At 36.6% G+C, this 14,712-nt stretch carries 11 protein-coding genes and 1 pseudogene; 6 read left to right on the forward strand and 6 right to left on the reverse strand.

Annotated features, from left to right (window positions below; all coding sequences use genetic code 11):
• Nucleotides 1-310: 310 nt before the first annotated feature.
• Together DMC01_RS03375 and DMC01_RS03380 are read right to left on the reverse strand one after the other, a co-directional pair.
• Nucleotides 311-1,075, reverse strand: a pseudogene (locus DMC01_RS03375) (IS1595 family transposase).
• A gap of 191 nt (nt 1,076-1,266) precedes the next feature.
• On the reverse strand, nt 1,267-1,461 hold the full coding sequence (locus DMC01_RS03380; RefSeq protein ID WP_142692879.1) for a hypothetical protein: 195 nt from the start codon (nt 1,459-1,461) through the stop codon (nt 1,267-1,269).
• A gap of 125 nt (nt 1,462-1,586) precedes the next feature.
• Here DMC01_RS03380 and topA point away from each other — a divergent pair, with 125 nt between their 5' ends.
• Nucleotides 1,587-3,809: a type I DNA topoisomerase gene (gene topA, locus DMC01_RS03385; RefSeq protein ID WP_142692880.1), complete on the forward strand. Its 2,223-nt coding sequence runs from the start codon at nt 1,587-1,589 to the stop codon at nt 3,807-3,809.
• Between the two features lie 820 nt (nt 3,810-4,629).
• On the forward strand, nt 4,630-5,847 hold the full coding sequence (locus DMC01_RS03390) for a hypothetical protein (protein ID WP_142692881.1): 1,218 nt from the start codon (nt 4,630-4,632) through the stop codon (nt 5,845-5,847).
• Nucleotides 5,848-6,064: 217 nt separating this feature from the next.
• Here the strand turns inward: DMC01_RS03390 and eptA are convergent, their stop codons facing one another.
• Nucleotides 6,065-8,428, reverse strand: coding sequence for a phosphoethanolamine--lipid A transferase EptA (gene eptA, locus DMC01_RS03395; RefSeq protein WP_185908657.1), 2,364 nt, complete (start codon nt 8,426-8,428; stop codon nt 6,065-6,067).
• Nucleotides 8,429-8,432: 4 nt separating this feature from the next.
• Nucleotides 8,433-10,082, reverse strand: coding sequence for a 2-isopropylmalate synthase (locus DMC01_RS03400; protein WP_142692882.1), 1,650 nt, complete (start codon nt 10,080-10,082; stop codon nt 8,433-8,435).
• A 676-nt stretch (nt 10,083-10,758) separates the two neighbouring features.
• Here DMC01_RS03400 and ftsW point away from each other — a divergent pair.
• From ftsW to DMC01_RS03415, 3 genes are all read left to right on the forward strand, one after another.
• Entirely contained in the window at nt 10,759-11,922 is a 1,164-nt protein-coding gene (ftsW, locus tag DMC01_RS03405) for a putative lipid II flippase FtsW (protein WP_142692883.1), read from the forward strand.
• Nucleotides 11,919-12,944 (forward strand): undecaprenyldiphospho-muramoylpentapeptide beta-N-acetylglucosaminyltransferase, encoded by a 1,026-nt coding sequence (gene murG, locus DMC01_RS03410; protein WP_142692884.1) that lies wholly within the window; start codon nt 11,919-11,921, stop codon nt 12,942-12,944. Before ftsW ends, murG begins: the two co-directional genes overlap by 4 nt.
• A 471-nt stretch (nt 12,945-13,415) precedes the next feature.
• On the forward strand, nt 13,416-13,610 hold the full coding sequence (locus tag DMC01_RS03415) for a hypothetical protein (protein ID WP_142692885.1): 195 nt from the start codon (nt 13,416-13,418) through the stop codon (nt 13,608-13,610).
• A 231-nt stretch (nt 13,611-13,841) separates the two neighbouring features.
• Here DMC01_RS03415 and DMC01_RS03420 read toward each other — a convergent pair whose 3' ends face one another.
• Nucleotides 13,842-14,117, reverse strand: coding sequence for a hypothetical protein (locus tag DMC01_RS03420; protein ID WP_142692886.1), 276 nt, complete (start codon nt 14,115-14,117; stop codon nt 13,842-13,844).
• 93 nt (nt 14,118-14,210) lie between these two features.
• Here DMC01_RS03420 and DMC01_RS03425 point away from each other — a divergent pair, with 93 nt between their 5' ends.
• The gene (locus DMC01_RS03425) at nt 14,211-14,435 is read left to right on the forward strand and encodes a hypothetical protein (protein WP_142692887.1); all 225 of its coding nucleotides are present in this window, start codon (nt 14,211-14,213) and stop codon (nt 14,433-14,435) included.
• Nucleotides 14,436-14,470: 35 nt separating this feature from the next.
• Here the strand turns inward: DMC01_RS03425 and DMC01_RS14775 are convergent, their stop codons facing one another.
• Entirely contained in the window at nt 14,471-14,701 is a 231-nt protein-coding gene (locus DMC01_RS14775) for a DNA methyltransferase (protein WP_246058981.1), read from the reverse strand.
• Nucleotides 14,702-14,712: the final 11 nt, after the last annotated feature.

The raw sequence follows: 14,712 nt of genomic DNA on the forward strand, positions 1-14,712 counted from the left end.
ATTAGCCAAATTTAAAGGCTAATAAAGAAAATTTTGTCCTTCACTTAAAAGAAACAAAATTAAGATGAAAAATTTAGGACAAAATTCTCATCAAAATTTATTAAAATTGATAAGAGAAAATCTTATTAAAGTATCTTAAACACAGTGAAATTGTGATTTGTTACTTCTTTAATGTTTACAACTATAAACAAAAGTTTGCAAAATATTGTGAATATTTTTGTTTCACACTCTTGCAACTGCAAACAGAAATTTGCAAATTCTAGACTTGCTAAATTTAAAGGCTAAAAAATTTGGCGATTGATACTTTTAACTAAAATGACCTAGGATTTTTCCTAAGCCATTTTAACAAAATTTTATACAAAATTTTCATTCTTAACCTTGACATTAGATTAAAATTCACTCTCCTTCAAATGAAGGTAGAAAATTCCCTTGCTGTGCAACTGACTTAATCTAGCCTTTGCATAGCCCCAGAAATTCACAATTTCGTTTATATGATGTCGTCCATTTGCAAACTCGAATTTGGCGTGTTTTACTCTGTAATGTGCCTTTGCTCCTTCTTGCAAAGTTGCAAGACCAAACGAAGCAAAAAATCCACCAAGCCATCATAAGCTTTGAAGCTATCAATATAAATTTCACACTCGTTAAGCTCTGCAAAGTCCTAGGCAATAGCTCTTTGGCAGAGCAATGTTTTACCACTTGCGTATAAACGTTAGCCTAGCGTTTTAGCATCCCTTCTCGCAAAGGGACGAGTGCGTAGCACGAAGTAAAAACACAGGCGTTTTCTTGCCAGCTCCACGCCCACGCTTGCCACGAACACGCTTTGCACCGAAATAACTTTCATCAACTTCTATTTCACCACTGAGATTTTTTCACACTCTTTGGCTATTAAAATGCGAATTTCTCGTAAAATTCTATTCACACAAGCACGAGTTATTTTGCAAATTTCAGCGATTTTTTTCGCCTCTAAATCAATTCCCCAAAAGTTGCAAGAGGCTTAATGAAGCAAAAAATACTTCAAAATTTCTTAAATTTCTTTTGAGACAATTCGGAAGCGAATCATATACTTGTTTTTCATTTTGCTCTTTATACTTTAACATTATATTGTATCAAATTAAAGTATCTTGAGCCTTTCACTGATATGGTTTTGTTTATTTGCAAACTTGTTTGCACTATGCTTTATCCTATAACGAGCCTTTGCTTCACAAAGACACAAGCCAAGCAAAATCTACCAAGGCACCGTAAGTTTTCCTATAAAATTAACATTTATTAAGCTTCATAAAGCCCCTTATAATAGGCAGTAATTCTTTGGCAAAATAATGTTTTAGCACTTGTGTGTAAACACAGCCGTTGCGTTTTAGCATACCTTCTTGCAAAATTACGAACCGCAGACGAGGCAAAACATACCTTAAAATTTCCCTTGGCGAAATTCACAAACAAAGCTTTTTTTATATGCTTAATCATAATTTAAAAGCCTTTCAAGTGGGCTTAAATGTAATTGGCCAACAAAATTTACCATTTTGTAATGATTAAATTTACAAGTTTTTAGTAAAATCCTCTTAACACACAGTTTAGATCAAGGCTTAGTTATGAAAAATTTAATCATAGTAGAATCCCCCGCAAAAGCCAAAACCATAGGCAATTTCTTAGGCAAAGATTACGAGGTCATAGCCTCAAAGGGACACATTAGAGATTTACCAAAATCAAGCTTTGGCATAAAAATAGATGATGAAAGCTTTGTGCCTGAATACCGCATTTCAAGCGATCACTCAGCCCTTGTAAAAGAGCTTAAAAGCAAGGCAAAATCCGCCGCGCAAGTGTTTTTAGCAACGGATGAGGATAGAGAAGGCGAAGCCATAGCTTATCACATAGCAAAGGCTATTGAAAAGGATGAAAACACCTTGCCTCGCATAGTCTTTCACGAGATTACTCAAAGTGCGATTGAAAATGCACTCAAAAACCCACGCAAACTTGATATGAACAGCGTAAATGCCCAACAAGCTCGCCGTTTGCTAGATCGCATCGTAGGCTACAAATTAAGCCCCCTTCTAGCACAAAAAATTCAAAAAGGGCTTAGCGCAGGGCGGGTGCAAAGTGCTGCGCTTAAAATCGTAGTCGATAGGGAGCGTGAAATAAAGGCTTTTGTGCCGCTTGAGTATTTTAGCGTGGATATGGTATTTAGCGAGGATTTAGCGGCTGAGCTTGTTGAATTTGAGAACAAAAAGATTGAAAAATTGACCCTTACTAATAAAGATAGGGCAAAGCTTATTTTAGAGGCGTGCCAAAAGGCTGAATTTAGCGTTGAAAACATAGAAAGCAAGGAACGCAAAATCGCCCCACAGCCTCCATTTATGACCTCTACCTTGCAACAAAGTGCAAGCAATGCCCTTGGCTTTAACCCAAAAAAGACTATGAGTATAGCTCAAAAGCTCTACGAGGGCGTTAAAACGCATCAAGGGGTTATGGGTGTGATTACTTATATGAGGACAGATAGCTTAAATTTGGCAAAAGAAGCGGTTTTAAATGCAAGAAAGCTCATAAAAGAAGGCTTTGGGGATAAATACTTGCCCACAAAGCCAAATGTCTATACCACAAAGTCAAAGGGTGCACAAGAAGCCCACGAAGCCATCCGCCCTACGAATTTAGCCTTTACGCCTGAGATTGCGGCAAAATTCCTTGAAAAAGATGAGTTAAAACTCTACACGCTCATTTACAACCGCTTTTTAGCTTGTCAAATGAGCCCAGCTTTGTCTCAAACTCAAAGCGTTTTTGTCAGAGGAGATAAGGCTTTGTTTAAGCTAAGTGGTCGCAAGATACTATTTGACGGATTTTACAAGGTTTATGGGGATATGGATAAGGATAAAATTTTGCCTGACTTAAAGATAGGGCAAGGGCTTAAAGTGCAAGATTTAGCTATGAGTTCGCATTTTACCGAGCCTCCATCTCGCTACTCAGAAGCAGGGCTTGTCAAAAGGCTTGAAAGCCTAGGCATAGGGCGTCCTAGCACCTACGCACCCACCATTTCCATACTCACAAGCCGCGATTATGTCAAAATCGAAAAAAAGCAGCTTATCCCCACAGAAGTAGCATTTAGCGTGGTTGAGGTGCTTGAAAAGCATTTTAGCGACATAGTGGATGCTGAATTTACCTCTCGTTTGGAGGAAAAGCTAGACGAGGTAGCCGAGCAAAAAGCCAACTGGCAGGTGCTTTTAAAGGACTTTTACTTCCCCTTTATGCGTAAGATTGATGAGGGCAAGAAAAACATAAGCTCCTTAAAACAAAGCATACCCACAGGGGAAAACTGCCCTGAGTGTGGCAAGGAACTAGTAAAACGCAAAAGCAGATATGGCGAATTTGTAGGGTGTAGCGGCTATCCAAAATGCAAATACATAAAACGCGAAGCACCTTCAAGCAACGATGAAACAAGCGGTGAAGCAAGCGAAGAACACGGAGTTTGTGAAAAATGTGGCAAAAAAATGGTGCAAAAATTTGGACGAAACGGCGCATTTTTAGCGTGCAGCGGGTATCCTGAGTGCAAAAACGCAAAGCCTTTGGGGGCTAAAAAAGAAAGGGTGATTTTAGAAGATGTCAAATGCCCTGAGTGTGGAGGGGATATAATACAGAGGCTTTCAAGACGTGGGAAATTCTATGGCTGCGGAAATTACCCAAAATGTAAATTCGTAAGCAATTATAAATTAGTAGGCGAAAACTGCGAGGAATGCGGCTCATATTTGGTGCTTAAAGAGCTTAAAAAGGGGATATTTTTAGAATGCGTAAGGTGTAAGAAGCAAGTTGAGGCTTATAAAGCTTAAATTCAAGGCATATTTGCTTGTTTGAATTTAAGCTTAATCTAATCTTATCTTTTCTTAACATTTTTAGTAATGGCTCAATTAAACTTAAATCAAATGGTTTTTAAGTAAGCGTCTATGAAAAACAAAAATCGTTCCTGAATTGTCTCAAAATAAATTTAAGGAAATTTTGAAGTATTTTTTACTTCGCCTTGCGGCTCGTAACTGCTAGCCAAAGGAGCTAAAAGAGTAAGGGGCAAGCGTGGACATGAGGCTGGCAAGAAAATGTCTGTGTTTTTACTTCGTGCTACATGTCTTATAACTGCTAACAGAAGTTTGCAAAGTTTTAACTTGCAAAATTTCGTGGGAGAAAAAAAGAAAATTTTATCTCTTAAAAGAAACAGAATTAAGACGAAAGATTTAGGACAAAAGTCTCATCAAAATGTATTAAAGTTGATAAGATAAAATCCTATTAAGTTTAATTGAGCCATATTTTAAGCTGAATTTAGCTTAAAAGCTTTAATAACTTTGGCTAAAAATGCTTTAATGGAATTTGCTTTTATCAATTTTAGTGAATTTTTCTTAGAATTTGATCTTAAAATGTTTGCACTGTATTGAATTTATAAGCTTATCTAAGCTTTGTTTAATTTTACACCCTTTAAGGCAAAAGATTTTGTTGATATTTGAAGCCTTATTTTTTGTTTGATTTAGTTGAATTTTTAGTATTAGCCTCGTTTTTTGATGAAGATCTTGTGTCCAGTTTTTGTTTGCAATTAATATTTTGCTATTTACAGCACATTAAAGATATAAGATAGATTAAAGAACTGTTTTGATAGGATGATTGATGATTTTTCGCACATATTTTGATAATGAGGAATTCACACAAGAGGACTTTAATGCAAAATACTCAGAGCAAATTTTCACCCAAAAAGGAATGCTAAAAATTTATTGGAGCAATGAGATTAAGCATAGCAAAATGCTTCATCTCTTTTTTGTGCCAGATAAAGACACTATGCTTAGCTTGGAGGGTGAATGGGTGTATGCTATGGTTAAAGATGATGAGCTTTATGAGGCTGATGATGAACTAGACTTAGAGATAAAAGAGAGCTTTAATCATATTGATTGGCTGTATTTATTTGGCAAGGAGCTTGAAATTCAAGCAGATGATGAGGAAGATGAGCCTAAGATCGAGCTTCCTTATGATATAAATTATGCAATTTTATTTGAGCTTGGAGAAAAATATAAAAGCTTTTTTGATAGGCATTTAGGTAGCATTGTAGTGCCTGTTGAGCTTAGCTTTACTAAGTTACAATGTAGCAAATTTTTTAATCCTAGCGGAAAAGAATTTGCCCTAGAATATGATCTTCCTTTATATTTCCCCTTTGCAAGCATTTTAAAGATCAAAGAAATATCACAAAGCAATATAGGCACACTAGCTTATGAGGATGCCTTAAAGGATCTATCTAAGCCTATACTTGACTTTCTTTATGTAGAAAGTTTTAGCTCAAATTTAGACGCTCAAATCCTAGCCCTTTATTTGCAAGGCGAGGATGAGTTTAGCGATCTTGATGATGAGGACATTAAAGCTCAGTATGAAAGAATGCTACAAACACAACAAAACAATGTTTTTGTTTCTTTAAGAAGCTCGCCACAACTTAAAGCTGATAATGAAATAGTTAAATTAGCCATACAAAATTACAATATAGTAGGTTTTTCTTTTGATCAAAGCAGTGAAAGCTCAGTTATAAGGGCTGCTGAAAAGTTGCAATTACAAAGAAGCTTTCAAAGCAAGTATTATGAAAAATATAAGGCTAGCTTAGGCAAGGTGGTATTTTTAAATAATTCGCTCTTTGATTATAAGATCTTGGTCTTAGACATATTAAATGATGAGTGGTGCAAGGTGGATCTTTTAAGAGGCAATGCCTGTGAGGAAGATGAGTGTGAAAAAGCTAATAAAACTTACAATAAAACATACATGCAAGATCCAGAAAAACTAAGGCTATATCAAGGCTATATGCTTTGTAAGGATCTAAGCAGAGGCTTAGACTTTAAGCTAGATTAATTTAGCATAATATGCTTGAATTTAAGGCTTAAATTTCAATATAAGTGAAAGATTTTTAAATTAAAATCTACGAAAACAAAGAGCATTTTAAAATTTCACAGCTAAATTTAAAGATCTTTAAGAAAAGCTCACTAAATCACACACCCACTTTACCCTTTAAAATATCTCCAAAAGCTCTTAAAACACAAAGCCCTTAAACAAAGCCAAAACAAGCCCTTCATCTTTCTTTTTCAAACAAAGTTTTTTCAAATAAATTCAAGCCCTCATCAAAGACCTCGCTTTGAATTCCCAAAAATGCCAAAACACTATGAAAGATATGAAAATGGCTTAGTTCTTTTAAATTTTTAACTGAGTCTGGCTTAGAACTCCACACAAGAAAGGGTATCTCATACTGCTCTTTTGGGGCAAATGCCATAGGAATGCCGTGCATATAAAGCCCATTTTCACCTAGGCTTTCTCCGTGATCGCTTGCATAAATCATAGCTCTATCATAGTCTTTAAGCCCTGCTAACTGCTCGATAATGGAGTTTAGCAAAAAATCCGTATAAAGCACGGTATTATCATAGGCATTTATAAGCTCGCCTTGCAAGCAACCCTTTGGCTCAACGCTCTTGCAAACTGGGCTAAACTTTTCAAATTCAACCGGATATTTTTTATAATAACTTGGTCCGTGGCTAGTGCTAGTATGCAAAACTACAAGCACCTTGGATGAATTTGCATCCCTTATCTCCTCGCCTAAGTTTGCTATCAAGGCACTCTCATAGCCATCATCAAATTTGGCATATCTTTTTGAAAGCTCGTTATACTCTGCTATATTTGCAAAATGAAGAGGCGGCGCACCCCAATTAGATGATCGCCAAAACACACTTACCCCTGTGCGAAAGAGATAATTTGGCAGTATCTCATAAAGCGTGGTGCTATCCTTGTGTGAGAGCATATTTTTCACAGAAGCACTTGTGTAGGTGGTGCTTGATTTAGCATAAAAATGCCTTAAATTTGATAATTTTGATAAAAGCGGATTTGTGTCCCTTTCATAACCATAAAGTGAGAAGTTTTTCAAACGAGCTGATTCACCAATTACTAGCACCACTACGGCTTTTTTATCATCTATGATTTGTGCCTTTGGCAGCAAAATCTCTTTTTTGTTTTTAGCAAATTCGCCTTGAAAAAAGCGGGCTGAATTTATGGTGTAAGAATAAGGCATAATCAAGGCCCCAAGCTGTTTTGAGTGCTTGTCAAACCAAAGTAAGTTCTTGTAATTTATCCCTGCAAGAAAAAGAAGTGTTAAAAGCGTAAAGCCACTAAATTTAGCGATAGTTTTACGAGTAGGATTTTCTAGCTTTAAATTTAGCACAAAATATGCTGGCACAAGCCCTAAAACAAGCACCCACAAAGCCATTTTTAAGGATAAAAAAGAGCTAGCCTCTGAAACATTTGTATTAAAAAGATTTCCCATCATAGTCTTATCTAAAAATACCCCATAGCTTGATACAAAATACACAGCCAAAGAATTTGCGACAAAAAATAGCACAAAATAAATTTTTGTGAGCTTAAAAGAAATTAGAGCTAATAAAAGGGGCAAAAGTGCGGTTAATGCGAACAAAAAGAGCAAAAGCGAAACGAAAAGCAAAGCCGTGCTAAATGAATTTAAGGAAAGATTTGAGCGGATAAATTCAATCAAAGGAAAATGAAAAAACACAAGCCAAAACAAGGATATAAGAAAGATAAAAATTATGGGCTTGTTTGAATTTATAGCCTTAAAAAATTCACGCAAAAATACAAAAAGATAAATTAGGGCAAAAAGAAGGGCGAGATAAAAGATAAAAAGATGATCTTTGCCAAGCTTTTGAAGTAAGCTTGTCAGTGCTATGGCACAAAAAAAGGCAAAAAAAAGCAAGCCAAAGGATGAGCTTAGCCAAGAAAAGATTTTAGTTTTGCTTGTTATAAAAATGCCAAAAAGCCCACACATAGTCCCAAGCAAGGCACCAGCTAAAACATCAAGCGGATAATGCGCCCCCACGCCCACACGAGAAAGCCCCACAAGCAAGGCAAGCAAGATAAGTCCTATGGCAAGGGGCAAACGAGCCTTTTTAAGGCTTGGCACAAGGGCAAAAAAGACAACGCAAAGTATTGTAAATACAGCTGCACTATGCCCTGAGGGAAGGCTGTTTGAGCCTTTTAGTGTCTCGCCTATTATGTTAAAGGCATCCTCTCCAAAAGCCCTTGCAGGTCTTGGCATAGCATAGAATTTTTTAAGAAAATGAGTAAGCACAAAGGCTAGTAAAGAACTTGCAAGCACTGCTTCCCAAAGTTTAGGAGCAAGTAGCACAAAAATTAGCAAAAAGCACAGTAAAACAGAGGCATCGCCTAGCTGGGTGAGATTGTGTGCGAGGGAGGGGACATTTGCCCAAAGTGAATTTAGGGCTAAAAAAAGCCCTTTGTTTATTTGCGGATATGTGGCTATGTCTGTGAATTTAAAAGCCTCTAAAATGCCTAAAAGTAGGGCAAAAACGCCCACACCCACAGCCAAATGCCATAGTTTGATTTTGCTAAAATTATCTTTTACTTCTTCGTTAAGCAAAAAACTACCTTAGGCTTAAATTTATAGCACTAATTAGCCCATATATAGAAGCATTGATAATGTCTGTGTCTATGCCAACCCCAAAGAGCTTTTTGTCCTTGCTTTTAATTTGCACATAAGAAATGGCTTGAGAGCTTGAACCTTCCCTCAAGGAATGCTCACTGTAATCAACTATGTCAAATTCAAGCTTCAAATTCTCGCGCAAGGCATTTGCCACAGCATCCAAGCGTCCATTTCCACTGCCCTTAATCAGCCTTTCTTCTTGCTTAAAAACAGATCTTATCTCAACTGAGATCTTATCCTTCTTTTTAAATTCAAAATGAGGCACACTCAAAGGCTCAGTAAGATTTACAAATTCCTTGTGAAAGATCTCTAAGATCTCCTCAGGGCTTAATTCTTTATGCTTTTTATCAGAAAGATCCTTGATAAAATAAGAAAAATCCTCCCTAAAGCCCACAGGAAGATCAATTCCATGCCCATGAAGCACATAGGCTATGCCTCCCTTGCCACTTTGTGAATTTATGCGAATCACATCGCTTTCATAAACCCTGCCAACATCCTTGGGATCTATTGGCAAATAAGGCACAGACCAGGTTTTAAGCTGATTTTTCTCGTGAAAGTCCATACCCTTTGCGATAGCATCTTGATGAGATCCTGAAAAGGCTGCAAAAACAAGCTTACCAGAATAAGGCTGCCTATCATAAACCTTCATCTTGCTAACCCTCTCATAAAGCTCACAAATGCGTGGAATGTCGCTAAAATCAAGCTTGGGATCAACTCCGTGAGTGTATAAATTCATAGCAAGGGTTATAAGATCGACATTTCCTGTCCTCTCTCCATTTCCAAACAGTGTCCCCTCAACACGATCAGCTCCTGCTAAAACCCCAAGCTCAGTAGCAGCCACAGCACAGCCTCTATCATTGTGAGCGTGTAAGGATACAAGCACCTTGTCTCTTTCGTTTAAATTCTTTGACATATACTCAACAGCACTTGCATAAATATGAGGCAAACTTAACTCCACTGTGGCAGGTAGGTTGATAATAAGCTTTTTATCTAGGCTTGGCTTGAAGATATCAATTACTTCATTGCAAACCTCCAAGGCGTATTCTAATTCTGTTCCTGTGAAGCTCTCAGGTGAGTACTCAAAGCGAAAATTGCCCTCTATTTGCCCTGCTAGCTCCTTACAAAGTCTAGCACCGTTTGCTGCAATGGCTTTGATTTCTTCTTTACTTTTTTTAAAGACCTGTTCTCTTTGAGCCACTGAGGTGGAGTTATAAAAATGAACTATGGCATTAGGACAGCCTCTTAGGGATTCAAAGGTTTTTTTGATTATATGATCTCTTGCCTGGGTTAGAACTTGTATGCTAACGTCCTCAGGGATTAAATTTTGAGTGATTAAGGTGCGAACAAATTCATACTCAGTAGCACTTGCTGCTGGAAAGCCAACCTCAATCTCCTTAAAACCAAGCTCAACTAAAAGCTTGAAAAAATCTATCTTTTCATCTAGGCTCATAGGTATGATAAGGGCTTGATTACCATCTCTTAGATCCACACTGCACCACAAGGGAGCCTTGGTTATAGCCTCTTTTTCACTCCATGCTCTACAAGGGTTTGGGGGGGTGAAATAATTTTTTTTGTATCTTGTATGACTCATCTTTAACTCCATTTTAAGCTGAATTTTAAGTTAATTTTAGCACAAATTTAGCCTAAATGCTTAACCTTGTCTAAATAAAAGAGCTAAATCTTAAATTTAAGCCTTTTAAAAAGAGTGTGCTTTTTGAATTTAGTTCTTTGGCAACAAGCATTGCTTTGTCATTTTTAGGCTTTTGAAGAAAGTAAAAAATTCACATTTTTGTTTGAGTGTTTATATTTTTAACTTATGATATTTTTGCGAGAAAATGCCTTGCTTCTTTTATGATGAGAGCCTTTGTCTAAGTTAAATGCTTTTTAAAAAAGCCTTGAATAAATTTAAAGCAAGGTTCTAGCCTTGCTTGAAACTGAATTTAGATATAATAGCCTTTTGCTTGATTAAAAAGCAAGGTTTTAAAGGGCTTTAAGAATTTTAAAATTAAAGTACTTCGAAGTTATTTTCGCAAAAAAGCTCTAAAAAGGCTTAAATTTTAAAAACAAGATCTGTGAATTTAAAAGTTTTTAAAGCCTAAATTTAAAGGCTTTTTTCAAAACAGCATTGATCTTTGTTTTGATGTGCGTTAAGTGGCTCAAAAAAGATCTGCTTTGCTTCAAGCTACTTGCTAAAAATGACAATTTTAGCTACTAAATTAATTTGAAAAAAGAGCCATTTGTAAAAAAGTTTGTTTCAAAGGAAGACTGTGCTTGCTGATAAAAAATTATTCTACCTAGCCTGTGTTTTAATCACCATAAGCATAGTATTTTCCTACTCTTTGAGTGCCTTTACTGTGCTTTATTTTTCTTATAGCGAATTTCATTTTTTCATCCGCCAACTTTGCTTTGGCTTTAGTGGCATACTCATAATGTTTTTTTTATCAAGGCTTAATCCTGATGGCAAGCTTTTTCACTCCTTTATGAGTTTCTTGCTTATAGCAAGCTTTATAGCCATTATAATCTTGCCCTTTTTACCCACAAATTTAGCCACAGCAAGTGGGGGTGCTAAACGTTGGATAAGACTTGGGGCGGTTTCTATTTCCCCTGTTGAATTTTTTAAGATAGGGCTTATTTATTTTCTTGCTTGGTCTTATACTCGCAGAATTTATGAGGGCAAAAAGAGCATAAAGGGCGAGGTTTTAATCCTACTTCCTTATATAATACTATCTTTGATCATCATAGGCTACATTTATCTTACTCAAAATGATCTAGGACAAAGCGTAATTAGCATCTTTTTGGTCCTAGCCCTTGCCTTTTTTGCAGGAGCAAGCAAGAGGCTCTTTGCTGGGGGGCTGATCCTAGCTACTATGATAGGAATTTTGGTGATTTTTAGTAGCGAAAGGAGGATAGAAAGGATTACAAATTGGTGGGGAAACATTCAAGATGCCTTCTTGCCCCTCTTTCCTCAGTGGCTAGCAAATGCCTTGCAAGTTAGCAGTAAGGATGAGCCTTATCAAATTTCACACTCCCTTAATGCCATAGCACACGGGGGCTTTTTTGGCGAGGGCTTGGGGCTTGGGATCTTTAAGCTTGGCTTTTTAAGCGAGGTGCATACAGACTTTGTGCTCTCAGGCATAGCAGAGGAAATTGGACTTTTGGGACTTGGCTTGGTGTGTTTTTTGTATTTACTTTTAATTTTGCGTATATTTAAGATTGCAGGTCGTTGTGAGAACAAGGTGCATTTTATTTTTTGCTCAGGAGTAGCCTTGTTACTACTCTTTTCTTTCTTTATGAATGCCTTTGGTATCATCTCTTTAACTCCCTTAAAAGGCGTGGCTGTGCCTCTTTTAAGCTATGGAGGAAGCTCGATGTGGGCGGTTTGCATAGGGCTTGGCTATGTGCTAATGATTTCTAAAAAGGTTAGATTATGAGGATAGTAATTACAGGTGGTGGAACGGGAGGGCATTTAAGCATAGCACGGTCTTTGCTTGAGGCTGCGTTAGGTTTAAATTTAGACTGTATTTACATAGGATCTCAAAGCGGACAGGATAAAAAATGGTTTGAAAATGAGGACAAATTCAAAGAAAAATATTTTTTAGCAAGTAGCGGTGTAGTAAATAAAAAAGGGTTTGCAAAGATCAAGGCCCTCTTTGAGATCTTAAATTTAAGCCTTAAAGCAAGAAAGATCTTAAACGAAAAAGAAATTAAGGCTGTTTTTAGTGTGGGAGGCTACTCAGCTGCTGCTGCTAGCTTTGCTGCCATCTTAGCCGGTGTGCCTCTTTTCATACATGAGCAAAACTCAAAAAGTGGTAGCTTAAATTCACTCTTAAAGCCCTTTGCGAAAGGCTTTTACTCAGCCTTTGATGAAGATCCTATGCCCTATCCTGTGAATGAAACATTCTTTAAGAGTGCGAGATTAAGGACAGGGCTTAAAAGCATCATTTTTTTAGGTGGTTCTCAAGGGGCTAGTTTTATAAATGATTTGGCCCTTAAACTGGCTTTAAAGCTAGATAAAAAAGGCATTAAGATCATTCATCAATGTGGAGAAAAGGATCTTAAAAAATGTCAAGAATTCTACGAAAATTCACATATAAAAGCTGACTGTTTTGATTTTAGCAAACATTTGGCTGAAAAAATGAGCGAGGCGGATTTGGCTATTTCCAGAGCTGGGGCTAGTACGGTTTTTGAGCTGTGTGCAAATGCCTTGCCTGCCATTTTTATCCCCTATCCTTTTGCTGCTAAAAATCATCAGTTTTTTAATGCTAAGTTCTTGCTTGATAAAAACCTAGGTCAAATTTTTACTCAAAATGAGCTTGAAAGGGATCAAGATCAAAAAGAGCTTTTAAATGCTATCTTTTCTATGAATTTAGCCCAAATTTCAAAAGATCTTACAAATTTTACAAGCAAGGATGGAGCAAGGCTTTTGCTTGAAGATGCCTTGTTGAAAATTTAAGCTATTAATGTGAGCTATTAATGCTTGTAACTAAAATTACATAGGATTTTTCCCAAGCTATTTTAACAAAGCCTTAAGCTTTCTTTAAGCTTGATCAAAATTTAGCTTCTTTTAAGTGCGTAAATAGGGTCCCAATCAAACTTAAACTCTAATAAATAAGCTTTAAGTTATGATTTACAGAGTGAAAAACAAGCATATTAATCGTTTAATAATTTCAAAGGCTAAATTGTAATAGTTTCTTAAATATTTCTGTCTTGATCTTAAAGCCATAAAAATTGCAAAAATTTGTCATATTTCACACAATTTTTTAGCAAAGATGTTTATAAGCAACTTAGCACCTTAATGACACAAGAATGCAAAAATATTTCAAAAATGTGAAATGTAAATTGATGAGAATTATTTTTGCAATGCTAGGTTCGTAATTGCCTAGCAAAAGGTACAAATGCACAAAACCGTGTAAGCATTCTAAAAATGAGTTTGCCAAAATCACATAAATGTAACTGTGAATTTTTTTGCTTCGTGCTCTTGCAACTGCGTAGTAAAAGGGCTTTTACCAAACATAACTTAGCCAAATTCAAAGGAATCAAAAAAGAGCAATTTTATGCTTCATATAAAAGAAATAGCATTTATATACAAGATGAAAATTCAAGATCAAGCTTTGCATAAGATCTTCTAAAACTAATAGGGCAAAATCAGCTTAAGTTCTCTTAAATCTAAGATAAAAGTGTATTTAAGTGCTGAAATTTTGGTTTGTGAATTTTAAACAAAGTTGCTAAAATAATTTTACATTAAAAAGTCAAGGTGCATACAAAATACAAACAACGGATTACAGAACACTGACTTTTATTAAAATATGCAAAAGTAAAGTTTTGTTATCTATAATCTGCACGGACGAGCCTACTTTGTGAATTTAGCCCAAAATAAAAGCCAAAATTCACAACACGCATTAAAATTCACACTAAATTCAAGCCCAAAATTCAAAAATTCACAAAAAAGCCTTAAATTCACGCAAATGCGTTTTTTGATATGCTCTGCGATTTCTTTTGCTTTTTGCACCCCATAATGCTCGCACACAAAGACAAGTGCCATATCTATACTAGCTAGCAAAAGTGTAGATCTTGCCATATTTGCGGACATCCTTTTGCCACAATACGCACTCACTTTGACACCCATTCAAAAGCCCTTGTCGTTGCCTTCTTGCTATTTACAAACCGTGCATGCCAAAAGTGGCACATCCGTGCAAACGCAAAGCGTAAATTTTAACCTTTGTGCGAGATTTTTAGAAAATTTATCTATTTCATTTTCAAGCAAATCGTGCCAAAGCCGTGGGGCAAAAGTGGGATCTTATCTTTCACAAAGGCATTAAAATCGCTTGTTTGCACCCTACAAGCTTGTGTGCTTTCAACTAAAACCCTTTCCTACCTTGCGGAGTTTTCCACTTTAGACTCCCCCCTCCCTTGCGGAGGGGGGCAAGGGGGGTGGGTAGAATGAGCGGTTTTTTCTTTTTGTGAATTTTGCGTTTTTAGTTAAAGGGGGAAAATGTAACTGCCACTGCCATTCAAATGCAAATCCACGATTTTATCGCTAATAAATACATTGTTAATTTCTTGCAGTTTGCAACCCCTATCGCAAATTAAACCCACATTCTCGTGGCAATGCTTGATTGACCCACCCCCTAAATCCCCCTCCGCAAGGGAGGGGGACTTTTGGTTGTAATCCACACTCGCAAGGGAGGGGGACTTTGAGAGAGAATCCATTGAGTCCCCCT

This window comes from Campylobacter troglodytis, from assembly GCF_006864425.1.
In the GTDB taxonomy this organism is placed as follows: Bacteria; Campylobacterota; Campylobacteria; order Campylobacterales; family Campylobacteraceae; genus Campylobacter_D; species Campylobacter_D troglodytis.

Coding starts and splice junctions, on each gene's coding strand:
- DMC01_RS03390 (WP_142692881.1), top strand. CDS start 4,630: ATGATTTTTCGCACATATTTTGATAATGAGGAATTCACACAAGAGGAC.
- topA (WP_142692880.1), top strand. CDS start 1,587: ATGAAAAATTTAATCATAGTAGAATCCCCCGCAAAAGCCAAAACCATA.
- murG (WP_142692884.1), top strand. CDS start 11,919: ATGAGGATAGTAATTACAGGTGGTGGAACGGGAGGGCATTTAAGCATA.
- DMC01_RS03400 (WP_142692882.1), bottom strand. CDS start 10,082: ATGAGTCATACAAGATACAAAAAAAATTATTTCACCCCCCCAAACCCT.
- DMC01_RS03420 (WP_142692886.1), bottom strand. CDS start 14,117: ATGGGTGTCAAAGTGAGTGCGTATTGTGGCAAAAGGATGTCCGCAAAT.
- DMC01_RS03380 (WP_142692879.1), bottom strand. CDS start 1,461: ATGATTAAGCATATAAAAAAAGCTTTGTTTGTGAATTTCGCCAAGGGA.
- DMC01_RS03415 (WP_142692885.1), top strand. CDS start 13,416: ATGAGTTTGCCAAAATCACATAAATGTAACTGTGAATTTTTTTGCTTC.
- DMC01_RS14775 (WP_246058981.1), bottom strand. CDS start 14,701: ATGGATTCTCTCTCAAAGTCCCCCTCCCTTGCGAGTGTGGATTACAAC.